Genomic DNA, 23,888 nt, shown 5'->3' on the forward strand with positions numbered 1-23,888 from the left:
CGCTCGCCGGAGCTTCGCCGCGCCAAGATGGCCGTCACCGCAGTGTTCGTCGCCCACGCTGTGGTGTTTTCGTCGTGGGCCGCGCACATTCCGCAGGTGAAGGGCAACCTGGGGTTGGACGACGGAGAGCTGGGGACCGCACTGTTCGGTGCGCCGCTGGGTTCGGTCGTGGCCACGATGTGCTGCCACTGGGCGTTGCCGCGCTGGGGCAGCCGCAGACTGGTGCCGGTGCTGGTCGCCGGGTATGCGCTGGCGGGTATGACGGTCGGCTTGGCCACCTCGGGACTGTGGTTGTTCGCGACGCTGGCGCTGTGGGGCGCGTTCCAGGGTGGTCTTGATGTCGCGATGAACACCGCGGCCGGCACGGTCGAGCGCCTAACCGGTGCCCCGATCATGGCTCGCTTCCACGGTATGTGGAGTGTGGGCGCGTTGCTTGGTGCACTGATCGGCGCCGCATCCGTAACGGCGCGCATCCACCTCGAACCGCAGTTGGTGGTGCTGGGGATGGTGGTCCTGATCGTCGTGGAACCACTCACCGGGCACCTGGTCGCGGAGGAGGCCGTCGGCGCGTCGGCCCAGTCGCATGGACGCGCCCGGATCACCCCGACCGTCGCGATCCTGGCCGCGGTAGCCTTCGCGTCCTTCCTATGTGAGGGCGCGGCCACCGACTGGTCGGCTAACTACGTGCATGACGTCATCGGCGCCGGGGCGGGTGTGTCGGCGCTGAGCTATGCGGCCTACACCCTGGCCATGGTCGCGGTCCGATTCGGCGCGCTGCGGCTGCACGCGCGGGTGTCGGCCCGCCGGCTACTGCCCGCTCTGGCGTTCATCGCCATCATCGGCATGGGCGTGACGCTCGCTACGGCCGACCCGGTGATCGGCGTGGTCGGCTTCGCAGGGTTGGGCGTGGGCGTGGCGCTGTTGGTGCCGACAGCGTTCAGCGCCGCCTACGCGGCCGGCGGCGGGGGATCGGCGATCGCGATAGTCGCCGCGACCGGATGGATCGGCTATCTGCTAGGCCCGCCTCTAATCGGACACCTTGCCCAGCGGGTTGGACTAGCGGCGGCGCTGGTTGTCATCCCGGTGGTCCTCGCCGTCACCGCAGTCGCGATCCGCGCCAGCAGGGCGTTCGACGCTGCCGACGAATTCCACCGGCCTTAGCTCAGATCCCACACCTGCAGCTCGGTGCCGGCCGGTACTTCCACAACGTCCTCGGGGATGTCGAGCAGCGCGTTGGCTGACGCCAGCCAGCGCAGATGGTGCGAGGCCGGGGGGCCGTAGCTGGTGACTCGCCCGCCGTCCAGAACCGCGCGCCGGAATTGCCGCTTGCCACGCGGAGAGGTGACCGCCTCGGTGAGCACCGCTGTGCGGTGTGGTCGGTGCGGGTGCGGCAGCCCCATCCCCGCGCGCAGCGCCGGGCGGATGAACACCTCGAAGGACACCAGCGCGCTCACCGGATTGCCGGGCAGCGTGATGATCGTGGTGCCGGCCACCCGGCCGACCCCCTGCGGCATGCCCGGCTGCATCGCCACCTTGACGAAGTGGACACCCTGGTCACCGTCTCGCCCGAAGGCGTCCTTCACCACCTCGTAGGCGCCGGCGCTGACACCCCCGCTGGTGATGATCAAGTCGGCGTCGGCGGCATATCGGTCCAGTACCGCGCTGAACTGGGCGATGTCGTCGCCGGCGGTCTGGGTTGAGAGCACGTCGGCGCCGGCCTCGCGCAGCGCGGCCGCGAGCATGACGGCGTTGGACTCATAGATCTGCCCGGGTTGCAGTTGGGTGCCCGGCGCCACCAGCTCCGACCCGGTCGAGATCACCAGCACCCGCTGCCGCGGAATCACCGTCAGCTGCGTCAGGCCCAGCGCCGCCACCAATCCGAGCGCGGCCGGCGTCACCACGGTGCCCGCCTTGAGCACGGTGGTGCCGGCCGCGACGTCCTCCCCGGCGCGCCGGATATGCCGGCCGGCGGTGGCGGGCTCGCGGATCGCCACCGAGTCGACACCGCCGTCGGTGGCCTCAACCGGGACGATTCCCGTCGCGTCGGTCGGCAAGGGTGCCCCGGTCATGATGCGGTGCGCGGTGCCAGGTCGCAGTGTCAACGAATCGGTGCGTCCCGCCGGGATGTCTTCGGTTACCGGCAGGACCACCGGCTGCTCGGGGGTGGCGCCGCTGGTGTCCTCGGCGTGCACTGCGTAGCCGTCCATCGCGGAGTTGTCGAAGACCGGTAGCGACAGGGGAGCAACGACGTCGGCGGCCAGGACCAGGCCCAGCGTTTCGGCGAGCTGGACGGCGGTGCCGGGTCGCGGCCGGATCAGGTCGGCGACGATGCGCTGATGTTCGGCGACAGAGCGCATCTCAGATTCCGAACCTGACCCCGGTGAGCTCTTCGGAAACCGCCCACAACCGTTGCTGCAGGTCCTGGTCGTGCGACTGCGCGCTGGACTGGACCAGCTTCGGGTGGCCGCGCTGCTCACCGAACCCGTCGGGCCCGTAGTACTGCCCGCCCTGCACGCTGGGGTCGGTGGCGGCCCGCAGCGTCGGCAGCGCGCCCATCTCGGCGCTCTGGAACAGCAGCGGCCCGAGCGCGTTGAGCGGGCGCAGCAGGCGCGGGATGTTACGGGCCAGCTCGGTGCTGGATCCGCCGGGGTGCGCGGCGACGGCGATGGTGGGCGCGGCGGCGGCCTGCAGCCGGCGCTGGAGTTCGTAGGTGAACAGCAGGTTGGCCAGCTTGGACTGCCCGTAGGCGCCGATCCGGCTGTAGTTGCGCTCCCACTGCAGGTCGTCGAAGTGGATCGCGGCACGTAGCCGATGCCCGAGGCTGCTAACCGTCACTACGCGGGACCCGCGCACCGCAGTGAGGTGGTCGAGCAGGAGGCCGGTGAGCGCGAAGTGGCCCAGATGGTTGGTGCCGAATTGCAGTTCGAAGCCGTCGGCGGTGAGCGCCTTGGGCGTCCACATCACGCCGGCGTTGTTGATCAGCAGATCGATCCGCGGGTAGTTGCTGCGCAGCGCGTCGGCGGCCCGGCGCACCGAGTCCAGCGAGCTGAGATCGAGCTCTTGCAGCGTGACGTCGGGTTTACCTGGCACTGCGGCGTTGATACGGGCCAGAGCGGCGTTGCCCTTCTCCAGGTTCCGCACCGCCAGCACCACCTGCGCGCCGCGGGCGGCCAGGGCCGCGGCGGTGTGGAAGCCCAGACCGGTGTTGGCGCCGGTGATGATGACGGTGCGTCCGCTCTGATCAGGGATGTCGGCGGCAGACCACGTGTGGTTGTCGTTGGAAACCATAGCCCGAACATACTCAAGCCGAGCGACTACATATATTCGGCTGACCTGAACGATCGTTAGCCATTAAATGGCGTCCTCTTAGTTCAGCGTTGCCCGAAAAAAGCAAAATCCGCGCGGACTTCTGCGCTGAATCCTGCACTCATATCGGTGACAGTGAAGTAAATTGCATACGCCGTTATCGCGTCCGTGGCCACCAGTGTGTGTGGAAGGACGGTGCATGTGATCGAAATAGCCAATCCCGTGATTCGCCGTGCGGATCCGACGATTGTTGAAGCCGCACTGACCGATGCCCGGGCTCTTATCGAACCAACGCAGCGCGCCGCCCTCGATGCGCTGCCTGCCGACGTCCGCCACGTGGCCGGCCTTCATCTGGGTTGGTGGGATGCTGCCGGTCAGGAACGCCAGACGGGGCGCGGTAAGGCAATACGGCCGGCGCTGACGATTGCGTGTGCGCGTGCCGCCGGGGGTGACGAAGCGGGCGAAGCCGCGATTCGATCCGCCGTGGCGGTGGAACTGGTGCATGACTTCTCACTGCTGCACGACGACATCATGGACAGCGATCTGGTGCGCCGGCATCAGCCCACCGCGTGGTCGGCCTTCGGGGTTTCTTGATGGGCAACAACGCAATCACAATGACTGTCAGAGTGCGTCCCGGGATCGTGCTTGCGGTCATGTGCTTGAGCAATTTCGTCGCCAGCATTGATCTGACCATCGTCAATGTCGCGTTGCCGACGTTGTCGCGCGACTTGCTGGCCGACACCGCCGAACTGCAATGGATCGTAGACGCTTACTTCTTGGCGGCCGCCAGCCTGCTGCTACCGGCCGGCAACCTTGGCGATCGCTACGGCAGGCGTGGCTGGCTCAACATCGGCCTGCTGACATTCGCCGTAACGTCCGCGGCTGCCGCGAGTGCCGATTCCCCGGAGACGCTGATCGCTTCGCGTGCGGCGATGGGCGTCGGCGCCGCCATCATTTTTCCGACAACCTTGGCGCTGATCACCAACATCTTCACCGAATCCGCTCAGCGCGCCAAGGCAATTGGGTTGTGGTCGGCGATGAATGGTCTGGGCGTGGTGGTTGGACCGATCACCGGGGGATGGCTGCTGAAACACTTCGCGGTGGGTTCCATCTTCTGGATCAACGTGCCCATTGCCTTGGTAGCCGCCATCGGCTCGATACTGTTCGTGCCGACCTCACGCGACCCCGCCCGGCCGCCGATCGATCTTGTGGGGTTGCTGCTGTCGGTAGTCGGCATTTCGGTGCTGATCTACACAATCATCGAAGCACCCAACGCCGGGTGGTGCAGCGTTCGGACACCTGTTGGTTTCGCCGTTGCGTTGATCGCCCTTGCTGCCTTCCAATGGCACGAACTGCGGACGCCGCACCCGATGCTGGATCTGACGTTGTTCGCCGACCGCCGATTTTCCGGCGGCAACATCGCCGGGGCTGCCGCGTACCTGGCGCTGTGCGGATTCGTCTTCGTCATGACCCAGTACTTGCAATTCGTCACCGTTTATACGCCGTACCAAACCGGCATTCGCTTGTTGCCGCTCGCATTTTCGGTCGCCGCCGCCAGTGTCATCGCCCCGCGGCTTGCCGAGCGGTTCGGCACCACGCCGGTAGTCGCGGGGGGATTGGTGATCTTCGCCGGCGCTATCGCCTGGTCCGGCTTCTTCGCGACCGACACCTCGTACTGGGAGATCGGAGCCGCAATGACGATGCTCGGCGCCGGCGTCGGACTCACCATGGCCCCGGCGACCGAGTCGATCATGGCCTCCTTGCGCATCCACACCGCCGGTGTGGGATCGGCGGTCGCCGGCGTTACCCGCCAACTTGGCGCCACCTTCGGCGTCGCGATAGCGGGCAGCGTTTTCGCGTCGGTGTATCAGAGCCGACTGGACGAAGATTCCGCGCTGGCCGTTGTGAGTCCCGAAACGCGTGTGGCGATGCGTCAATCGATGGCAGCCGCGCAGCACGTGCTCGGTCAGCTGCCCACGAGCCAAGCGCAGTCCGTCCGCCCCTTCGTCGAGTCGGCCTTTCTCAACGGTGTGACAGCGAGCTGCCTGGTTTGCGCCGGCGTCGCGTTGGCTGCGGCGGCGGCGGTCGCCGTGATACTTCCGCGCCGTCGCCCCCCGGATGAGCAACCCGGCTCAGCGTCTCCGCCGATGGAGGAGGTGCCCGCGAATCTCCTACCGCCGCAGCAGAAGTAGCGCCAACCAGCAATCTTCGATGGAAAGCCGGAACCTGATGCCACACATTGCACGATCAGAGGGTTAGCCGCCATGCACCCCATCAATGACGCCTCGTCCCCCGCGGGGTGTCTGCCGCGGACCGTGGCACTAATTCCGGACGGGAACGCGCGTTGGGCAGCGGCGCGCGGACTGACCACCGAACAAGGTCACATGACCGCCGCCGCGGTGGCGATCATGCGCGCGCGGGACGCCTGCGAGCTCGGTATCGAGCAACTCTCGCTGTACAGCTTCTCGACTGAGAATTGGTCGCGGTCCGCCATCGAAGTGGACAGCCTGATGGGAGTGTTCGCCCGCCATTTCGGCCGGGCGGCCGAGGCGCTGGAACCGTGCGGCATCCGGATCCGAATGCTCGGCCTGCGTACCGGCCTGCCGAAGGATGTGCTCGAAGCGGTGGATTATGCCGAGGCGGCGACCGCGCACAACTCCAAGATGACGCTGTTCGTCGCGCTCAACTACGGCGGACGTCAGGAACTGCTCGATGCGGCCCAGCGCTATACCGGCGGTGGCGAGCAGGCGTTTCGACGACTGCTATATGCCCCTGAGATGCAGGATCCGGACCTGATCATCCGAACCGGCGGGGAGCGGCGCCTGTCCAACGGATTCGTATGGCACTCGTCTTTTTCGGAGCTGCACTTTGTCGATGAGCTGTGGCCTGACTTTACCCGTGAACACTTCGAGGCTGCGCTCGCAGACTTCGGTACCCGCGTGCGAACCCGCGGTGCCCAACACGCCGCCGACATGGCCGGTTGACGAAACAAAGCCGGTTGACGAACAAAGGAGCAAGAACACGATGAGCACGCGCACTGACGACGACGTCTGGGATGTCAGTTCGGGTCCCGGCCTCACTGCGGTGATGGTGGCCTTCGCTCGCGCCAACGAGACCGATAGCGACGACCCGTTGATCCGCGATCCGTACGCCCGGCTCTTGGTGGACAACGCCGACGTTGGTGCGTGGGCGGCCATGCTCGACCCGGGCATGGTCGCCAAGATGAAGGCCACGAGCGCGCAGACGGCGGCGATCATCGACCATCTGAGCAATTACCAGGTCGTCCGGACGCACTTTTTCGATCGTTGCACCATCGACGCAATGGCCGACGGCATCCGGCAGGTGGTGATACTCGCGGCGGGCCTCGATTCCCGTGCCTACCGGCTCGATTGGCCGGCGGGCGCCGTCGTCTACGAGGTCGATCAGCCCGGCGTGCTCGCGTACAAGTCCTCGACGCTGGCAGCGAACGGCGTTTCGCCGTTGGCCAATCGCCGGGAAGTAGCCGCGGACCTGCGTCATGACTGGCCGACAGCACTGCGGGACAAGGGGTTTGACCCTACTGCGGCCACAATCTGGTTAGCCGAGGGGCTGCTCGCATACCTGACGGCCGATGCTCAGGACCAGTTGCTGGGGCACATCGATGCGTTGAGTGCTCCCGGCAGCTGGATCGGGGTCGAGACCGCTGCCAAACACGACCGAAATCGGCGGGAAGACATGTGGGGCCCGTCCAAGGCGATGTTCGGTCAGCTCGGGTTCGAGCCGACAGAGGATCTATCGGCATTGGTGTACGCCGGGCATGAGCGGGCGGTCGTCACCGAATGGCTCGACGAGCACGGCTGGCAGGCGACGGCGCAGCACTCGCCGGACGTCATGCGCCGGCACGGTCGCTGGGTTGACGATGTGCCGCTGGCCGACGACAGGGACGCGTTCGCCGATTTCGTGATCGCACACCGTCAGCTGTCCGCCTGACCGCCGCCCAGGATCGGCAGCAACAGTCGCGACGACGACCGGATCGTGTTGAGGCTGCTGGTCCCGACGGTGGCATGACGAAACTCCATGATTGCCGGCATCTGCGGGTTCGAGTCGTCGCTGGACAGCGTCAATCGGATCCGGTGTCCGCGCCGGAACCGACGGGCGTTGGGGACCAGGGGGATTCGGTACAGCACGTCTTCGCCGATCGGGATCCCGACGGCGGTCCGGCAGGGCAGGACCGGGGCGCCGGGCCGGCTCGCCTTCTCGTCGACCTCGCGCAGGCTGGCCCGCAACAGTCCACAGCTGAGGTGTTCGACGAGCGAATCGTCTTCGGCGATGTCGGAGACAACGGCGATCCATGCGGTGTCCAGCGCCGTCGCTGATGCGACGAGTCGCAGCTCGATGTCGCCGACCACGTCCAGGTCCTCGTCCAGCGGCGCGCTGGTCCACGTCAATATCGACGGCGGGTCGATCTCGCTGGGCTTGGGCCGGTTGAGTCCCGATCCCAAGGTTAGGTACGTGCGGCTGCCGGGTTCGCCTTCGTCGGCGTCGAGGACCCCGTCGGCGCGTAGGGCGTACTCGCGGTGTGCGCTCTGCGGCGGCGGCCAGGACTGCACCGCGTGCCAGTCGTCGGCTTCGGGCAGTAGGTACCGGATCGCGGGACCATCGAGAATGCCGGTGTCGTGTCCTTTGAGCCAATGGTCGTACCAGGCCAGCGCCTCGAGATGCATGCTCTCCCACGGCCAGGTCAGGCCGAACTTGCCGAGCATCGCGACCCGCACGCACGGGCTGTTGGTCAGTCCGGTTAGCGCCGCGAAGGTCGACGGCAGGTGCAGCGGCGCGTTCTCCCAGTCGCAGCCCAGGTAGACGGGGATGTCGACGTTCTCGAGCCGCGGTGTCAGATCGCGGTCATCCCACCATTCGTCGCGGACCGGGTGTCTGACGACGATTTCCAGCCACAGCTCGTCCCAGGGACGCGCGCGGTGGGGCAGCCTCATCAGCAGGTCGAGTATTCCCTTGGCCGATTCGCCATTGAGGGTGGCGAACTTCCTGTGCACCCGCGGCAGGTTCAGGACGCGGCGGGCTATCGCGAACGGCGCGCTGCGGAAGAATCGATCACTTTTCGGGGCCGTCAGGCCGAGCATCACCAGGAACGAACTGATGAAGGCCGCGCTGACCAGCCCGTGGTGCGACGCCGCCTCGTACAGATCAGCGGTGACGGCGAACGGGAAGATGGCCCGCAGGTGCGGAGGACGTTCGACCGCGGCCTCGAGCTGGGTCATTGCGAAGTAGCTGATGCCGATCATCCCCACATTGCCGTCGCACCACGGCTGCTCGGCGACCCACTCGATCAGGTCGTACATGTCGCGGCGCTCTTGGCTGTCGAAGAACCCGAACTCGCCACCGGAGCCGCCGGTTCCGCGCAGGTTGACGATGACGTGGACGTAGCCCCGCGGCACCCAGAAGTCGGTGGCCCCGGCCTCGATGAACCCGGCCGGTATACCAACGTCCTGTAGTTGCCGTGCGTACGGGGATGCGGCCACGAGCGCGGGGAAGGTGCCGTCGGCATCCGGGCGGTACACGTCGGCGACCAGCTCGATGCCGTCGCGCACCGGGACCCGGACATTGATTTGGCGGCGGGTGCCGTAGCGGGGCTCGCTCAGGTTGCGGTACTCGCGGCCCGATGTCTGCGGTCCGTTGAGGCGGCGCTGGCCTGGCTCGATCCCGGCGACGCGCTGCGAGGTGGCGGCCATACCGACTCCCAAGAGTTTCATGCTTTGTTGAGACAAGTCTCACGTTACGGTGAAACTATTTCCATCGCAATGGGAAATTCACGCTACGATGAAATTCGTGGCAAGAAAGCCTGCGACTCCTGGACCGCGGGACGAGCGCGGGGTCTTGTCCGCACGGATCCTGGCCGCTGCGCGCGAAGAGTTTGCCCAGCACGGCTGGGCGGGCACCACCATCCGGGCCATCGCGCGAGCGGCCGATGTCGACCCGGCGCTGGTCTACCACTACTTCGGGTCCAAGGAGGGCGTGCTCGACGCTGCTACCAACCCGCCGCAGAGGTGGTTGGACAACGTCGCCCAGGTCTGGACCGAGCCCGTCGAGGAACTCGGCACCGCCCTCCTGGAACTACTGCTGGCCAGCTGGTCCGACGACGAGATCGGCCCCACTCTGCGAGCCATCCTGCAGACCGCCGCGCACGACCCCACCACGCTCGAGAAACTGCGGCGGGTGGTGGAGGGCAGCCTGATGGGCGTCTCGCACCTGGGCAGCGACGGGCGGGACAGGATGGTCCGCAGCGGGCTGATCTCGTCGCAGATGATGGGTTTCGCGCTGATGCGCTACGTCTGGAAGATCGAGCCGCTGGCGTCCATGACCGAGGACGAAGTCATCGCCGCCGTCGCGCCCAACTTGCAGCGCTACGTTGATGGCGACCTCAGCCCTGGGCGAACGCCGCCGAGCGATCTTGCACTCGGCATAGGCGAGTGCTAAGAATGACGTTGGCACTCGCGACCGGCGAGTGCTAGGTCGGGACGGTGAGGTCCAGCGCAAGCTGCATGGGTCGTCCGTCGCGGGCACTGCGCCCGGCCAGCGTAAGTAACGGGGTTGTCGTTACCCGGTGACCCCAACTCATTCCCAATCCGGAGGAATCACTTCGCAATGGCCAAGACAATTGCGTACGACGAAGAGGCCCGTCGCGGCCTCGAGCGGGGCCTCAACGCCCTCGCCGACGCGGTAAAGGTGACGCTGGGCCCCAAGGGGCGCAACGTCGTACTGGAGAAGAAGTGGGGCGCTCCCACGATCACCAACGATGGTGTGTCCATCGCCAAGGAGATCGAGCTGGAGGACCCCTACGAGAAGATCGGCGCCGAGCTGGTCAAGGAAGTCGCCAAGAAGACTGACGACGTCGCCGGTGACGGCACCACCACGGCCACCGTGTTGGCGCAGGCACTGGTCAAGGAGGGCCTGCGCAACGTTGCCGCCGGCGCCAACCCGCTGGGCCTCAAGCGCGGCATCGAGAAGGCCGTCGAGAAGGTCACCCAGACCCTGCTCAGCTCGGCCAAGGACGTCGAGACCAAGGAGCAGATCGCGGCCACCGCGGGCATCTCCGCGGGCGACCAGTCCATCGGCGACCTGATCGCCGAGGCGATGGACAAGGTCGGCAACGAGGGCGTCATCACCGTCGAGGAGTCCAACACCTTCGGCCTGCAGCTCGAGCTCACCGAGGGCATGCGGTTCGACAAGGGCTACATCTCGGGTTACTTCGTCACCGACGCTGAGCGTCAGGAAGCGGTCCTGGAAGACCCCTACATCCTGCTGGTCTCCTCCAAGGTGTCGACCGTCAAGGACCTGCTCCCGCTGCTGGAGAAGGTCATCCAGGGCGGCAAGCCGTTGCTGATCATCGCCGAGGACGTCGAGGGCGAGGCGCTGTCCACCCTGGTCGTCAACAAGATCCGCGGCACCTTCAAGTCCGTCGCCGTCAAGGCCCCGGGCTTCGGTGACCGCCGCAAGGCGATGCTGCAGGACATGGCGATCCTCACCGGTGGCCAGGTCATCAGCGAGGAGGTCGGTCTCTCGCTGGAGAACGCCGACATCTCGCTGCTCGGCAAGGCCCGCAAGGTCGTCATCACCAAGGACGAGACCACCATCGTCGAGGGCGCCGGTGACTCCGACGCCATCGCCGGACGGGTGGCCCAGATCCGTGCCGAGATCGAGAACAGCGACTCCGACTACGACCGTGAGAAGCTGCAGGAGCGCCTCGCCAAGCTGGCCGGCGGTGTTGCGGTGATCAAGGCCGGCGCTGCCACCGAGGTGGAGCTCAAGGAGCGCAAGCACCGTATCGAGGACGCCGTCCGCAACGCCAAGGCCGCAGTCGAGGAGGGCATCGTCGCCGGTGGTGGCGTGGCCCTGCTGCAGTCGGTTCCGGCGCTCGAGGACCTCGGTCTCAAGGGCGACGAAGCCACCGGTGCCAACATCGTGCGCGTCGCGCTCGAGGCCCCGCTGAAGCAGATCGCCTTCAACTCCGGGCTCGAGCCCGGCGTGGTGGCCGAGAAGGTTCGCAACTCGCCCGCCGGGACCGGCCTTAATGCCGCCACCGGTGAGTACGAGGACCTGCTCAAGGCCGGCGTTGCTGACCCGGTCAAGGTGACCCGCTCGGCCCTGCAGAACGCGGCGTCCATCGCGGGCCTGTTCCTGACGACCGAGGCCGTCGTCGCAGACAAGCCGGAGAAGGCCGCCGCTCCTGTCGGCGACCCGACCGGCGGCATGGGCGGCATGGACTTCTAGATCAAGTCCGCCGTAGCGAAAAAGCCCGGCCCCTCACAAGGGGGCCGGGCTTTTCCGTGCTGCAACGGTTCCGGGTGGTTGAATGCGGTTTACGCGACCGGAAGGCTGAACACCACGCAGTCGTGCAGGCAGCCCTTGGCCGCGGACGGGTTGTCGGCGTTGCGGTGCAACAGGGCGCGGGTCGGCGTGATCTCGCAACGCACAGTGTCGATGCCGGCCTCGCTGAGCTGGGCGCAGCCGTCGACGATCAAGGAATATCCGCCGGGCTCAGTCGGCGGCCAGAGCAACGTTGCGTCGCTGCGGCGGGCCAGGTTGGTGCGAGTGCCGCCGCCGATCAGTCCGACGTCGAGGACGGTGTGGTCGCGCAGCACGGGTTCGACCGCCACCGTGTGTGCCCGATAGTCGTCGTCGACAGTGATCAGGTAGGCGAACGGGAAGTCCTCGAGCGCGGCGGCCAGTCGGTCGAAGTCAACTTTCTTCGCGGTCTTAGGGGCCATGAACCCTTATTACTCCGATCGCACCGGGAACTTGATGACCCGGCTCTGATCGGCAGTGCCGCGGTCGACCTCCGGGTAGAAGCCCGACTTGGGAATGTTCGGGCTGCCGGCCCGCGCGTTTGGGTCACTGTGCGGGCTATAGAAGCCCGTCACGTTGTTGGTGCTGGTTCGCAAGCCCGAATTGGCGGCCGGGCTGCTCGTCGCGTTTGCGGAGATAGGGCTGGGACCGGCGGGGTCAATGGAGGCAGCGGAACCGGCGGCACCGACGGCCGGTGCCGCACCAGCTCCGGAACTCAGCGCCCCTGCCAGGCCGAGATGCAAGCCGCCGGTGCTGGCCAGCGCAGAATTGAGCAGGCCGGTACCCAACGTGCTCAGACCACCCGTGGCGTAATGCGCGGTACTGGTCAATACGGCTTCCGATCCGGTGCTCAGGCCGTTGTACGTTCCCGATGCCCAGGGGCCGAAGCCGGCGCCGAAGCTGGTGTTGCCGCTTCCTGAGTTGCCGAAGCCGGCGTTCAGCATGCCCGAGTTGCCGACGCCGGAGTTGTTGGTCCCGGAGTTGAAGAAACCGGTGTTTCCGGTGCCGGAGTTGCCGAACCCGACGTTTCCGCTGCCCGAGTTGAACCCGCCGAAGCCCGCCTCATGGTCACCGGTGAGCCCGAAACCCAGGTTTGCGCTGCCGGTGTTGGCGAAGCCGAAGTTGTTGTTGCCGAAGTTGCCGAAGCCCAGGTTGTTGTTACCGGTGTTGCCGATGCCGACGTTGTTGTTGCCGGTGTTGCCGATGCCGATATTGCCGATGCCGCTGTTTCCCAGCCCCACGTTCATATTGCCGGCGTTGTTGTTGCCGATGTTGCCGAAGCCGGTGTTGCCGAAGCCAAAGTTGACGCCGCCGGCACCGACGTCGATGCCGAGATTGCGCAGCACCTGCTGCCAAGGTGCCAGCAGCGCCAAGGCGGCCGACGCATCGAAGTGATAGTTAGCCATCGCTGCCACGTCGAGGGCCCACATCTGCTCGTATGCGGCCTCGGTGTCCATGATCGCCGGCCAGTTCATGCCGAAGAAGTTGGTGGTCGCCAGCATCTGGATCAGACCACGGTTTGCTGCGACCACCGCCGGCTGCACCATGGCCGCCACTGCCGACTCGAACGCCGCGACTGTCGCCGCGGCTTGCGCCGCCGCCAGGTCCGCCTGGACTGCCGCCGCGCTGAGCCACGCCGTGTACTGGGTCGCCACGGTCATCATTGCCGCTGCCGACGGCCCCAGCCAGGAAGAGGTGGTCAGCTCCTGTATGACAGCGGTGAACGACGCCACCGATGACGCCAGATCCTCGGCCAATCCGCTCCACGCTGAGGCAGCAGCCAGCAACGGTCCCGCACCGGGACCGGCGAACATTAGTGCCGAGTTGATCTCAGGCGGCAACCACGCAAAATGCGGGCTTGTCACCACCCAAACTTACCCGCCATGTAGTTTTGCCGTGGCCATATCGGGCAACCCGCGGACCCAATTCTCAGCCGTTTAGCAGCATCACGTCAGGCGGGGATCGGCGCCGTCTGTCGGCCGCGTACCAGTTTGCCGGGGCGGGCCGATGTGGGCGTGCCGTTCTCGGCGATCACCTCACCGGAGACCACCGTAGCGATATAGCCAGAGGCCGTCTGGTCCAGTCGGCGCCCACCAGCGGGCAGGTCGTAGGTAATGATCGGTTTGTGTAGCCGCAGCCCCGCGTGGTCGATCACGTTCAGGTCGGCCTTGTAGCCGACGGCGATACGACCGCGATCCGCCAGCCCGGCGATGCGCGCCGGCACCGCGGTCAGTTCGCGGACTGCCTCGGGGATGGTGAATCGGCCCGTTGCGCGGTCGCGCGCCCAGTGCGCCAGGAAGTACGTCGAGTAGCTGGCGTCGCAGATCATGCCGTAGTGGGCGCCGCCATCGCCGAGACCCAGCACCACGTCCTCGCGGTGCAGCAACTCACCGACGGTGTCCAGCGAGTTGTTCTGCAGGTTGCTGGTTGCGACCAGCAGCATGGCTTGACCGTCCTCGTCGAGCATGCGGTCGTAGGCCTCTTCGATCGGCTCTACGCCGCGGGCCCGCGCCCGGGCCGCGATGCTTGTCGACATGTCCGGCTCGTAGCTGGGATTGTCATCCAACGGGAAGATCCAGTCCCACATCTGGGTGGCATACAGGATCGGGTGGCCGGCACCCGGCTTGTCGGCCAAGATGCGGGCGCGCACCTCCGGCTTGCGCATTTCGGCGACCCGCTCGGCCAGCGGCAGGTGTGCGATCTCGCGGTAGCTCGGGTAAAGCACGAACGGGTTGGCGGACAGCTGCAGACCGATGATCAACCCGATCGGACGCGGTAGCAACTGCGCGCTAACCCGGACTTCACCCGCGGCGCTGTTGGCCTTCTCGATCATCGTGATCGCTTCTGGCCAGGTCGGTTCGCCGCTGCTGGCGACCACCAGGGTGAAGGTGAGTGGCAATCCGACGTCCTCGGCGACATCGAAAACCGTCTGCAATACGTGCTGATAGCCCCCGGTCGGGATGTCGGGCACGAACTGCAGCAGGCCGCCGCCGCCGTCGACGACGCCGCGGGCAATCGCCTCGATCTCCTCGCGTCCGGCTTCGTAACTCGGTATCGGAGCACCGCTCTCGGTCTTATGGATCATCAGCCGCGACGATGCGAAACCCAACGCTCCGGCCTCCATTGCCTCCTTGGCCAGCGCGCGCATCCGCGCCAGGTCTTCGTCGGTGGCGGGCTCGCGGTCGGCGCCGCGCTGTCCCATCACGTACACCCGCAGCGGAGAGTGTGGCAGGTAGGCGGCGACGTCGATGTCGCGCTGTCGCGACTCGAGGGCGTCCAGATATTCGGGGAAAGTCTCCCAGGTCCACGGCAGCCCGTCGGTCATTACCACTCCGGGGATGTCCTCGACGCCGGCCATCACGTCGACCAGCACCTCGTGGTCCTCCTGGCGGCACGGCGCAAAGCCGACCCCGCAGTTCCCCATCACCACTGTGGTGACCCCGTGCGCCGAGGATGGTGTCAGCCGGTCCGACCAGATGGCCTGACCGTCGTAATGAGTGTGCAAGTCTACGAAGCCCGGGGTGACCAGCAGCCCGGTCGCGTCGATCTCCCGGGCCGCCGTGGCTCCGTCAAGCGCGCCCACGGCCGCGATGATGCCGTCCCGGACCGCGACATCGCCGACGAACGGCTCACCTCCCAACCCGTCCACAATGGTGCCGTTCCGGATGAGAAGGTCGTAGGTCATCTAAACAATCTACGACCCGTCGGGGGGTCGTGCCAGGATCGCATTCGTGATCGATCACCTCGGAATCAACTGTGCCAACTACCCCAAATCTCAGCAGTTTTACGACGCACTGTTGGGAGTGCTCGGCTTTACCCGACAGATGGACGTCGGCGTCGCGATCGGCTACGGCCGCGACGGTAAGCCGGACTTCTGGATTGCCGACGGCTCCGTCATGGGGCCCAACCGGGAAGTCCACGTCGCGTTCCAGGCTGCCGATGAGGCCGCTGTGCGCGCCTTTTACGAGACCGCGGTCGGTCTGGGCGCGGAGTCGCTGCACGCACCGCGGCTGTGGCCGGAGTACCACCCCGGCTACTTCGGTGCCTTCGTGCGCGACCCGGACGGCAACAACGTCGAAGCCGTCTGGCACGGCGCGTAGGGTCGCGGGATATGTCCGGTCACACAGAAGATGCAGTAGCCGCCCGGGAACTGCTCCGGGATGCGTTCACCCGGCTGATCGAACACGTCGCCGAGCTCACCGAGGGCCTGACCGATGAGGTTGCCGACTTCCGGCCGACACCCGAAGCGAACAGCATCGCGTGGCTGATCTGGCACAGCGCCCGGGTGCAGGACATCCAGCTGGCGCACATCGCCGGCATCAACCAGGCGTGGGACGAATGGGTGGACCGATTCGCTCTAGACCTGCCGCGCAACGACACCGGATACGGGCACAGCGCCGAGCAGGTCGCCAAGGTGCACGCTCCGGCCGGACTGCTGGCCGGTTACTACCGCGCCGTGCACCACCTCACTCTCGAGTACGTGGCGACGGTGACCGCCGACGAACTAGCCCGTGTCGTCGACACCAACTGGGATCCGCCGGTGACCGCCAGCGCACGCCTGATCAGCATCATCGACGACTGTGCGCAACACCTGGGCCAGGCCGCCTACCTGCGGGGTATGCGGGCGTAGGGGCGGCCGTGCGATTCCTGGCCGGGATCTTGCGGGCGTTGTGCTGGCTGCTGGCCACAGCGGCGCTCGCGGTTGCGGTGCCCGCGGCGTGGTTGCAGACCAACATCGTCGATGAGGATGGCTACTCAGCGCTGGCCGAGCGGGCGGCCGGCGACCCGGCGCTGCAGACTGCGATGGCGTCCGAGCTCACCACGCGGGCGACGGCGCTGATCAACCGGCACAGCTACCAGGTGGACAGTGCGACGGTGCACGGCGTCGCCGCCGCATTCACGGCCGGCGCGTCGTTTCCCCCGTTGTTCGCCCACACGAACCGGGCCGCGCATGCCTGGTTGTTCACCGCGCCGAAGTCCGGCGCAGAACAATGGATGGTTGACGTCGCCCCGATGCTGCGGGAAACGTCGATCCAGCAGCTACTGAACTCCTACCACGTGCAGGTGCCCGACACGCTGCCGGTGCCAGTGACCGTCTCGGGGTCCGTGCACCAGGGCGAGTTGCATCGCGCCGCGGTGTGGGGTCCATGGGTCAGCATCGGCGCAACGGCCGGCTGCGTGGTGTTCGCACTGCTCGCCCTCGCGGTCGCGCGCAGCCGGGGCCGTGCGCTCACCGGACTCGGAGTATCGGCGCTGCTCGTCGGAGCGGCGGGATGGGCCGGCATCGAGGTCGGTCGCCGTTACCTGAACGAGCAGCTCAACCGGACGACGGGCGATATCCGCCGGATTGCCGATGTGATGGTCGGCCACGCTGAAGACAGCCTGCACTGGTGGCTGAACGTGACCCTGGCCGCCGGCGTCGCGTTGGTGGTGTTGGGTTTCGTCGTCGCGATGGTCGGCGGCCTGGTCGGGAAATCCAGACCGGCAAGCTGATCAGCCCAGCGGCAGCTTCGCAAGCATCTTGCCCGTCGGCTCCGCAGATCCGCTGCCCGGCTCGATGGTGAACGCCAGCGCCGTCGCACCACCCAAGTCGTCCAGCGTGGTCTTGGTGGACGGTGACATCGTTTCGGCCCCCATCGTCCCCGCCGAAGTCGATCCGTTGGAGCCCATCAGCCACATTTGATAGACGGTGTCCGGCGCCGGCGGCGGCACGTTGTTCATCATTAGCACCGCCGCGTTGCGGTCGCGGGAGAACATCACGGTAGCCGTTCCGGTGGCCAGTGGGCCCGACACGGTGCGCATGTCGGGCGCGGCCATGACCTGCTCGGCAACAGTCGGCGTGTACGCCGGCCTGGTCAGCACACCGAGGCCGAACGCGCCCAGTCCCACTACGATCGCCGCAGCAGCGGCGAAAACCACGTTGCGCCAACGTGTTCGGTGCTTGGTGGCAGCCGGTACAGCCAGGGCCAGCACCGCTGTGCGTAGCTGATCCGGCGGTTCGACGGCGCTCGCCGACGACAGTGCCGCCATGGTCTCGCGGACGGCGCGCACTTCGCCTTCGAAGGCGGCGGCAACCGGCGGCGGCGCGGCCGCCACCCGGGTCTCGATCTGGACTCGTTCGGCGTCGGAGACGGCGTTGAGTGCGTACACGGCCGCCAGCTCGAGCAGTTCGAAGTCGTCCGGGGTGGTCATGACATGTCCAGGCAGCTACGCAGACCGCGCAACGCGTCCCGCATGCGTGACTTGATCGTGGACAGGTTCGCGGCCAATAGCTGCGACACTTCGGCATAGGTGTGCCCGTCGTAGTAGGCCATCTCGATGCACTGGCGCTGAGCGTCGGTCAACGCGTCGAGACAGCGGACCAGCCGGCGGCGTTCGTCGCCCGCAATCGCCGAATCGGCCACAACATCGACGGCAGGTTCGAGATTGGTTGCTCCGTAACGGGATTCGCGTTGAGCGCTGGCTTGTTCGCTGCGCACCCTGTCGATAGCGCGCCGGTGTGTCATCGTCATCAGCCAGGCCAGCGCGGAACCCTTGGTGGAATCGAAAGCCGCAGCCGTCCGCCACACCTCGAGATAGATTTCCTGGGTGGTTTCCTCGCTGTAGCCGGCGTCGCGCAGCACCCTGGTCGCCAGTCCGTAGACCCGGCTTTTGGTTTGGTCGTAGAAGGCGGCGAATGCGGCCTGGTCGCCGCGGGCGATCCGGCCCAGCAGTGCGTCCAGGTCGCGCGGGTGCTGCAGTGCGGTCATCGCTGGGTAGCCTAACGCCAGACAGCGCGCGGTCGGGTGAGCCGGTCATGGCCGGGATGCCGGTGTCGGCGGGTGTGGAACGAAATATGATGTGCGACTTTGATATTCGGCAAAGCCTGGTCGACCCCGCATGTACTTCTCGGTCAGCCGGGCGCCGCTGACGTCAACCAGGAAGTAGGTCATCACCAACGGTGAGACCACAGTGGTCAGGGGTACCCAGCCGGTGACGGTGATCAGCCACACCCCCCACCACACGCAGGCGTCTCCGAAATAGTTCGGGTGCCGCGTCCAGGCCCATAGGCCGTGATCCAGGATCGTGCCCTTGTTCGCCGGGTCGGACTTGAACGCTTTCAACTGCCGATCGCCCACCGCCTCGAAACAGAAGCCGATCGACCAGACCACAACGCCGAATGCGCAGACGGGAAGCAACGGCTTGGGAGTTGGGCCCCTAACCGCGGACAGCTGCAGTGGAAAGGAGATGAACACGATCAGGAACCACTGCAGCAGAAAGACTCTGGTGATCACCGTCGCTGTCGAAGCGCTGCGCAGCAGGTCAGCGTAGCGGCGATCCTCGCCGCGGCCGAGCGTCTTGCGATGGATGTGCCAGCTGAGCCGCAAGCCCCAAATGGACACCAGCGCCAGCAACGTCCAGCGTCTGATCGGGTCGCCGTGTCCAAGCAGCGCCGCCACGGCAGCGACCAGGACAAAGCCCAGGCCCCAGGCGACGTCGACGACGTTGTAGCGGCCGACCCGGCGGGCTATCACAAAGGTGATCGAATGCAGAATGGCCACCGCCAGCGCCGCGGCCGCGGTGACGGGCAGGATGTCGAAGTCGCTCACCGTACACCTCCACGCTGCACCGGACCGCTGACGACCGCGCCGAATCCTAGGCGTGGGTCAATTGGTGCACACCGGGAATTCGGAGTGCCCGGCCATCCGGATTGGCCGGCGGCCCGGACTGCCGGCTCAGCGTTCGCCGCTGAGCGCAAACGACCTGGTCTGCTGGTCCTCGCGCGGAAGCGCGGGGGTGCGCGCCGGCCGCGACCGCACTCGCAGCGGCCACCAGAACCAACGGCCCAGCAGGGCGGCGATCGACGGGGTCATGAACGCCCGCACGATCAGAGTGTCGAACAGCAGACCCAGCCCGATAGTGGTGCCCACCTGGCCGATCATCCGAGCGTCGCCAATGATCATCGAGGCCATAGTGAACGCGAAGACGAGGCCGGCGTTGGTCACGACCTTGCCGGTGCCGCCCATCGACCGGATGATGCCGGTGTTCAGGCCGGCGTGTATCTCCTGTTTGAAACGGGACACCAACAGCAGGTTGTAGTCCGATCCCACCGCCAATAGCACGATGACCGACATCGCGATGACCAGCCAGTGCAGCGGGATGCCCAGGATGTGCTGCCAAACCAGTACCGACAGGCCGAAGGAGGCGCCCAGCGACAGCGCCACCGTGCCAACGATCACCGATGCGGCGACGAAGGCACGGGTGATGATCAGCATGATGATGAAGATCAGGCAGAGCGAGGAGACGCCGGCGATTACCAGGTCCCATTTGGCGCCATCGGAGATGTCCTTGAAGACGGCGCCCGTTCCGGCCAGGTAAATTTTGGCGTCCTCCAGCGGCGTGCCCTTGAGCGATTCCTCGGCGGCCGTCCGGATCTTGTCGATACTGGCGATGCCTTCGTCCGAGGCGGGGTCGCCGCGGTGCAGGATGATGAACCTGGCCGAGTGCCCATCGGCGGACAGGAAGTTCTTCATGGCGCGCTTGAAGTCGGCGTTTTTGAACACCTCGGGCGGCAGGTAGAACGAGTCGTCGTTCTTGGCGGCGTCGAACGCGTGGCCCATCGCGGTAGCGTTCTCGCTCATCTCGTCCATCTGGTCGAAGATTCCCGACATGGTGCTGTGCATCGTCAGCATCATGGTCCGCATGCTGACCATCGTGTCGATCATCGGCGGGAAGGTGGCGATCATCTGGGGCATCAGGGTGTCCAGCTGCTTGATGTCGCCAACCAGTACGTCCAGCTTTTCGGTCAGCTGGTCGATACCGTCCAGCGCGTCGAAGATTGACCGCAGTGTGAAGCAGACCGGAATGTCGAAACAGTGCTTCTCCCAATAGAAATACGCCCGGATCGGCCGGAAGAAGTCGTCGAAGTTGGCGATCTTGTCGCGTAGGTCGTTGGTGATCTGCTGCATTTCCTCGGTGTCACCCACCATCTTGTGGGTGACACCGACGAGCTTGGTCATCAGCCCGTACATCTGTTGCATCAGGCCGATCGTCTTGGTCATCTCGTCAGCCTGTTTGAGCATGTCGTTCATCCGGTCGCGCTGGTACTTCATGGTCTGTACCTGGCCGGCGTTCTGCATGCTCATCTGGAATGGGATGGACGTGTGATCCATCGTTGTGCCGTCGGGCCTGGTGATCGCCTGGACACGGGAGATGCCCGGTACTCGGAAGATGCCCTTCGCCAGCTTGTCGAGTACCAGGAAGTCCGCCGGATTACGCATGTCGTGATCCGACTCGATCATCAGGATTTCCGGCTTCATGCGGGCCTGGGAGAAGTGGCGATCGGCGACGGCGAATCCCTGGTTGGCCGGGATGAAGGTGGGTAGGTAGGCGCGGTCGTCGTAACTGGGCTTGTACCCCGGCAGGGTGATCAGGCCGACGATGGCGATCGCCATGGTGACGGCCAGAATCGGCAGCGGCCAGCGCACCACCGCCGTGCCTATTCGACGCCAGCCGCGTACCGACAGCACCCGTTTGGGGTCGAACACTCCGAACTTGCCGGCGACCACCAGCACCGCCGGGCCCAGGGTCAGCGCGACGATGACCGCGACCAGCATGCCGACCGCACAGGGGATGCCCAGCGTCTGGAAATAGGGCATTCGGGCAAAGTGCAGGCAGAGCGTGGCACCGGCGATCGTCAGCCCTGACCCCAGAATGACGTGCGCGGTGCCGTGCCACATGGTGTAGAAGGCTGTCTCGCGGTCCTCGCCCGCTTGGCGGGCTTCCTGATATCGGCCGATGATGAAGATGCCGTAGTCGGTCCCGGCGGCGATTGCCAGCGATGTGAGCAGGCTGACGGCAAACGTGGATAGTCCGATCAGCCCGCTGTGCCCGAGAAGGGCCACCGCCCCGCGCGCGATGCTCAACTCGATGCCGACCGTGAGGAGCAGCAGGACCACGGTGAGGATGGAACGGTAGATGAAGATCAGCATCGTGAAGATCACCACGACGGTGGTGATGGTGATCTTCGCCATGGATCTGTCGCCGCTTTCGTGCAGGTCTGCTGCCAGCGCCGATGCCCCGGTGACGTAGGCCTTGAGCCCGGGCGGCGCCTTGATGCCGTCCACGATCTTGCGTACGGCCAGAACGGATTCGTTGGCCAGCGGTTCACCCTGGTTGCCGGTGAGAATGACCTGGACGGTCACTGCCTTGGCGTCGTTGCTCTGCGCGCCGGCGGCTGTCAGCGGATCACCCCAGAAGTCCTGGATGCTCAGGACGTGCTTCTTGTCCTCCCGCAGCTTGCGGACCATCTCGTCGTAGTATCGGTGCGCCTCGTCGCCCAGCGGCTTGTCGCTTTCCAGCACGATCATTGCGTAGCTGTCGGTATCGCCCTCGTTGAACGCATTGCCGATGTGGCGCATCGCAACGAACGACGGTGCGTCCTTGGGACTCAGCGACACCGACCGCTCTTGCCCGACGACTTCCAGTGACGGAACGAACACGCTCAGCAGCACCACCACCGCAGCCCAGAACAAGATGATCGGCACGGCCAGCGTGTGGATGGTGCGGGGGATGAACGGCCGATGGGGGGCCGCGTGGGCGACGGTCGGGTCGACGGGGTCGCCGTGGTAGGTCGTGCTCACGCGGACTTCACCAGGCAGAAGGTGAAGGCGTTGACGGAATTGGAGATCCGCTCGGCCTTGACCACGTCGTCGACCAGGATCCGGCAGCCGATGCTATTGCTATCGCCTTGTGCCACAAGATTGCTCACCATCGCTGCCTTGGTGGTGCTGATGTGTAGCGACCATGGCAAGCGCGCGCCGTCGACGCGTTGCGGGTCGGAGTTGACGTCGAAGTAACTGATGTCCGCGACCGTACCCGGCGGTCCGAAGACCTCATAGGTGATGCGTTTGGGATTGAACGGCTCGGGGTTTTTCAAGTTGCTGTCCGCGTATGACGGCCGCTTCTCCGATCCGAAGTAGCCGTGCACGCGGTACACGATGAACGCGCCGATGGCGACCACTACCACCACGACCAGGGGGATCCACAGGCGCGACAACTGCTTGAAAATCGCAAATCCCCTTTTCCGGTCGGAATTCCACATCGTGGGCGGCCTGCGACCGATGCGCTCGGTCGCTCTGGTGCCGGGTTCGTCGGTGATTCGACGGCACGCCCTGGCCGAAACAACCAAGGCTTGCCTAAGTAAAACACGTCGCCGTCGTGGCGCGAGCATCGTCGCCCGCCAACCGATCGGCCGGATCCGAGCCCCCTATCGCTAACTCCTTCCCCTCGCGCAGTGGATTGTAACGCATATCACGTGCGTAACGGATGGGGTCGGACCGACCCCACCTGCACAAATCACGCTATGTGCGTTATGCAAATCACATTGTGTGCGTTATCCTCTGCCGGTGGCGCAACTCGCATTTCGCCGCGCCCGCACCGAGGAGAACAAGCGTCAGCGTGCGGCCGCACTCGTGGAAGCCGCGCGCTCGTTGGCCCTCGAAACCGGCGTCGCATCCGTCACGCTGACCGCCGTCGCCAGTCGCGCCGGAATCCACTACTCCGCAGTGCGTCGGTACTTCACCTCACATAAGGAGGTGCTGCTCCAACTGGCCGTCGAAGGCTGGGCGCGGTGGTCGGCAACGGTGTGCGAGAAGCTGGCCGAGCCCGGTGCGATGACGCCGGCGCGCGTCGCCGAGACGTTGGCCAACGGTTTGGCCGTTGACCCACTGTTCTGCGACCTGCTGGCCAACCTGCACCTGCACCTAGAGCACGAGGTTCAGATCGAGCGCGTCGTCGAGAACAGGCGGGCCATCTCTGCCGCCGCGATCGCCCTGGCCGACGCCATCGGGCAGGCATTGCCAGCGCTCGGTCGGCCGGGGGCCTTCGATATCCTGATCGCCGCCTACTCGCTGGCCGCCGCATTTTGGCAGATTGCCAACCCCCCGGCCAGGATCTCCGACGTCTACGAGGAGGAGCCCGAGGTCCTGCCGCCCGAATGGAATATCGACTTCGCATCCGCGCTCACCCGGGTGCTCACCGCCACGTGCATCGGTTCGCTAGCGGAGTCGCGATGACCCGCGTTCCGATGCGAAGCGGCGTCATCCGCAGTCGCTCAGTGGGGCTGAACTCATCCGCTCCCAGGCGAGAGGGCCCGATGACGTCGTCCGCATTGTTGGCGAAGTCCTTGATACACAAGGTCATCGACAAGATCTTCGGGCGCTACGCCGAGATATTTAACTGGTTATGGATTAGATTAGAGG

Annotated in this window: 22 protein-coding genes; 11 read left to right on the forward strand and 11 right to left on the reverse strand. The window is 65.9% G+C overall.

From position 1 onward, the window contains the following. Window positions 1-27 precede the first annotated feature (27 nt). Window positions 28-1,161, forward strand: a complete 1,134-nt coding sequence (locus H0P51_RS03855) for an MFS transporter (protein WP_180916722.1) — start codon at window positions 28-30, stop codon at window positions 1,159-1,161. On the opposite strand, the gene moeA is transcribed toward H0P51_RS03855, so the two are convergent. Further along, window positions 1,158-2,357, reverse strand: a complete 1,200-nt coding sequence (gene moeA / locus H0P51_RS03860) for a molybdopterin molybdotransferase MoeA (protein WP_180916723.1) — start codon at window positions 2,355-2,357, stop codon at window positions 1,158-1,160. The genes H0P51_RS03855 and moeA overlap by 4 nt on opposite strands. A gap of 1 nt (window position 2,358) precedes the next feature. After that, complete coding sequence (locus H0P51_RS03865; protein WP_180916724.1) at window positions 2,359-3,288, reverse strand: SDR family NAD(P)-dependent oxidoreductase; 930 nt, start codon at window positions 3,286-3,288, stop codon at window positions 2,359-2,361. A 219-nt stretch (window positions 3,289-3,507) separates the two neighbouring features. On the opposite strand from H0P51_RS03865, the gene H0P51_RS03870 reads away from it, so the two are divergent. The 4 genes from H0P51_RS03870 (at window position 3,508) to H0P51_RS03885 (ending at window position 7,275) form a co-directional block, all read left to right on the forward strand. Next, a complete protein-coding gene (locus H0P51_RS03870) occupies window positions 3,508-3,900 on the forward strand; it encodes a polyprenyl synthetase family protein (protein ID WP_281373880.1) in 393 nt (130 codons plus the stop codon). Between the two features lie 20 nt (window positions 3,901-3,920). Then, on the forward strand, window positions 3,921-5,498 hold the full coding sequence (locus H0P51_RS03875) for an MFS transporter (RefSeq protein WP_180916726.1): 1,578 nt from the start codon (window positions 3,921-3,923) through the stop codon (window positions 5,496-5,498). A 72-nt stretch (window positions 5,499-5,570) separates the two neighbouring features. Next, window positions 5,571-6,290 (forward strand): polyprenyl diphosphate synthase, encoded by a 720-nt coding sequence (gene uppS, locus H0P51_RS03880; protein WP_180916727.1) that lies wholly within the window; start codon window positions 5,571-5,573, stop codon window positions 6,288-6,290. 40 nt (window positions 6,291-6,330) lie between these two features. Further along, window positions 6,331-7,275: a class I SAM-dependent methyltransferase gene (locus H0P51_RS03885; RefSeq protein ID WP_180916728.1), complete on the forward strand. Its 945-nt coding sequence runs from the start codon at window positions 6,331-6,333 to the stop codon at window positions 7,273-7,275. Here H0P51_RS03885 and H0P51_RS03890 read toward each other — a convergent pair. Then, the gene (locus tag H0P51_RS03890) at window positions 7,260-9,032 is read right to left on the reverse strand and encodes a CocE/NonD family hydrolase (protein WP_180918722.1); all 1,773 of its coding nucleotides are present in this window, start codon (window positions 9,030-9,032) and stop codon (window positions 7,260-7,262) included. The two genes, H0P51_RS03885 and H0P51_RS03890, sit on opposite strands and share 16 nt — an antisense overlap. Before the next feature lie 88 nt (window positions 9,033-9,120). Between H0P51_RS03890 and H0P51_RS03895 the strand changes: the two genes are divergently transcribed. Both H0P51_RS03895 and groL read left to right on the forward strand, forming a co-directional pair. Next, complete coding sequence (locus H0P51_RS03895; RefSeq protein WP_180916729.1) at window positions 9,121-9,777, forward strand: TetR/AcrR family transcriptional regulator; 657 nt, start codon at window positions 9,121-9,123, stop codon at window positions 9,775-9,777. 168 nt (window positions 9,778-9,945) lie between these two features. Further along, window positions 9,946-11,571, forward strand: a complete 1,626-nt coding sequence (groL, locus tag H0P51_RS03900) for a chaperonin GroEL (protein ID WP_180916730.1) — start codon at window positions 9,946-9,948, stop codon at window positions 11,569-11,571. Between the two features lie 89 nt (window positions 11,572-11,660). Here groL and H0P51_RS03905 read toward each other — a convergent pair whose 3' ends face one another. The 3 genes from H0P51_RS03905 to H0P51_RS03915 form a co-directional block, all read right to left on the reverse strand. Beyond that, window positions 11,661-12,068, reverse strand: coding sequence for a pyridoxamine 5'-phosphate oxidase family protein (locus H0P51_RS03905; RefSeq protein WP_180916731.1), 408 nt, complete (start codon window positions 12,066-12,068; stop codon window positions 11,661-11,663). 9 nt (window positions 12,069-12,077) lie between these two features. Continuing rightward, a complete protein-coding gene (locus tag H0P51_RS03910) occupies window positions 12,078-13,511 on the reverse strand; it encodes a PPE family protein (RefSeq protein ID WP_180916732.1) in 1,434 nt (477 codons plus the stop codon). A gap of 86 nt (window positions 13,512-13,597) precedes the next feature. Beyond that, window positions 13,598-15,331: an N-acyl-D-amino-acid deacylase family protein gene (locus tag H0P51_RS03915; RefSeq protein ID WP_180916733.1), complete on the reverse strand. Its 1,734-nt coding sequence runs from the start codon at window positions 15,329-15,331 to the stop codon at window positions 13,598-13,600. Window positions 15,332-15,377: 46 nt separating this feature from the next. On the opposite strand from H0P51_RS03915, the gene H0P51_RS03920 reads away from it, so the two are divergent. The 3 genes from H0P51_RS03920 to H0P51_RS03930 are packed head-to-tail and all read left to right on the forward strand — an operon-like array spanning window position 15,378 to window position 17,139. Further along, entirely contained in the window at window positions 15,378-15,746 is a 369-nt protein-coding gene (locus tag H0P51_RS03920; RefSeq protein WP_180916734.1) for a VOC family protein, read from the forward strand. Window positions 15,747-15,757: 11 nt separating this feature from the next. Further along, window positions 15,758-16,276, forward strand: a complete 519-nt coding sequence (locus H0P51_RS03925; RefSeq protein WP_180916735.1) for a mycothiol transferase — start codon at window positions 15,758-15,760, stop codon at window positions 16,274-16,276. Between the two features lie 8 nt (window positions 16,277-16,284). Next, window positions 16,285-17,139, forward strand: a complete 855-nt coding sequence (locus H0P51_RS03930) for a hypothetical protein (protein ID WP_180916736.1) — start codon at window positions 16,285-16,287, stop codon at window positions 17,137-17,139. Here the strand turns inward: H0P51_RS03930 and H0P51_RS03935 are convergent, their stop codons facing one another. The 5 genes from H0P51_RS03935 to H0P51_RS03955 form a co-directional block, all read right to left on the reverse strand. Beyond that, complete coding sequence (locus H0P51_RS03935) at window positions 17,140-17,838, reverse strand: anti-sigma factor (RefSeq protein ID WP_180916737.1); 699 nt, start codon at window positions 17,836-17,838, stop codon at window positions 17,140-17,142. Next, complete coding sequence (locus H0P51_RS03940) at window positions 17,835-18,395, reverse strand: sigma-70 family RNA polymerase sigma factor (RefSeq protein ID WP_180916738.1); 561 nt, start codon at window positions 18,393-18,395, stop codon at window positions 17,835-17,837. The genes H0P51_RS03935 and H0P51_RS03940 overlap by 4 nt, the downstream gene beginning before the upstream one ends. Before the next feature lie 45 nt (window positions 18,396-18,440). Then, window positions 18,441-19,235, reverse strand: coding sequence for a DUF1295 domain-containing protein (locus H0P51_RS03945; protein ID WP_180916739.1), 795 nt, complete (start codon window positions 19,233-19,235; stop codon window positions 18,441-18,443). A 126-nt stretch (window positions 19,236-19,361) separates the two neighbouring features. Then, window positions 19,362-22,268 (reverse strand): MMPL/RND family transporter, encoded by a 2,907-nt coding sequence (locus H0P51_RS03950; protein ID WP_180916740.1) that lies wholly within the window; start codon window positions 22,266-22,268, stop codon window positions 19,362-19,364. Next, the gene (locus H0P51_RS03955; RefSeq protein ID WP_180916741.1) at window positions 22,265-22,729 is read right to left on the reverse strand and encodes an MmpS family transport accessory protein; all 465 of its coding nucleotides are present in this window, start codon (window positions 22,727-22,729) and stop codon (window positions 22,265-22,267) included. The genes H0P51_RS03950 and H0P51_RS03955 overlap by 4 nt, the downstream gene beginning before the upstream one ends. 286 nt (window positions 22,730-23,015) lie before the next feature. Here H0P51_RS03955 and H0P51_RS03960 point away from each other — a divergent pair, with 286 nt between their 5' ends. Beyond that, window positions 23,016-23,702, forward strand: a complete 687-nt coding sequence (locus tag H0P51_RS03960; protein WP_180916742.1) for a TetR/AcrR family transcriptional regulator — start codon at window positions 23,016-23,018, stop codon at window positions 23,700-23,702. The last annotated feature ends 186 nt before the right edge of the window (window positions 23,703-23,888 follow it).

The sequence above is a fragment of the Mycobacterium vicinigordonae genome, from assembly GCF_013466425.1.
Lineage (GTDB): Bacteria > Actinomycetota > Actinomycetes > Mycobacteriales > Mycobacteriaceae > Mycobacterium > Mycobacterium vicinigordonae.

Excerpts from the sequence above, each read along its gene's own strand:
- H0P51_RS03855 (WP_180916722.1), top strand. The coding sequence starts at position 28 with ATGGCCGTCACCGCAGTGTTCGTCGCCCACGCTGTGGTGTTTTCGTCG.
- moeA (WP_180916723.1), bottom strand. The coding sequence starts at position 2,357 with ATGCGCTCTGTCGCCGAACATCAGCGCATCGTCGCCGACCTGATCCGG.
- H0P51_RS03865 (WP_180916724.1), bottom strand. The coding sequence starts at position 3,288 with ATGGTTTCCAACGACAACCACACGTGGTCTGCCGCCGACATCCCTGAT.
- H0P51_RS03875 (WP_180916726.1), top strand. The coding sequence starts at position 3,921 with ATGACTGTCAGAGTGCGTCCCGGGATCGTGCTTGCGGTCATGTGCTTG.
- uppS (WP_180916727.1), top strand. The coding sequence starts at position 5,571 with ATGCACCCCATCAATGACGCCTCGTCCCCCGCGGGGTGTCTGCCGCGG.
- H0P51_RS03885 (WP_180916728.1), top strand. The coding sequence starts at position 6,331 with ATGAGCACGCGCACTGACGACGACGTCTGGGATGTCAGTTCGGGTCCC.
- H0P51_RS03890 (WP_180918722.1), bottom strand. The coding sequence starts at position 9,032 with ATGGCCGCCACCTCGCAGCGCGTCGCCGGGATCGAGCCAGGCCAGCGC.
- H0P51_RS03895 (WP_180916729.1), top strand. The coding sequence starts at position 9,121 with ATGAAATTCGTGGCAAGAAAGCCTGCGACTCCTGGACCGCGGGACGAG.
- groL (WP_180916730.1), top strand. The coding sequence starts at position 9,946 with ATGGCCAAGACAATTGCGTACGACGAAGAGGCCCGTCGCGGCCTCGAG.
- H0P51_RS03905 (WP_180916731.1), bottom strand. The coding sequence starts at position 12,068 with ATGGCCCCTAAGACCGCGAAGAAAGTTGACTTCGACCGACTGGCCGCC.
- H0P51_RS03915 (WP_180916733.1), bottom strand. The coding sequence starts at position 15,331 with ATGACCTACGACCTTCTCATCCGGAACGGCACCATTGTGGACGGGTTG.
- H0P51_RS03925 (WP_180916735.1), top strand. The coding sequence starts at position 15,758 with ATGTCCGGTCACACAGAAGATGCAGTAGCCGCCCGGGAACTGCTCCGG.
- H0P51_RS03935 (WP_180916737.1), bottom strand. The coding sequence starts at position 17,838 with ATGACCACCCCGGACGACTTCGAACTGCTCGAGCTGGCGGCCGTGTAC.
- H0P51_RS03940 (WP_180916738.1), bottom strand. The coding sequence starts at position 18,395 with ATGACCGCACTGCAGCACCCGCGCGACCTGGACGCACTGCTGGGCCGG.
- H0P51_RS03955 (WP_180916741.1), bottom strand. The coding sequence starts at position 22,729 with ATGTGGAATTCCGACCGGAAAAGGGGATTTGCGATTTTCAAGCAGTTG.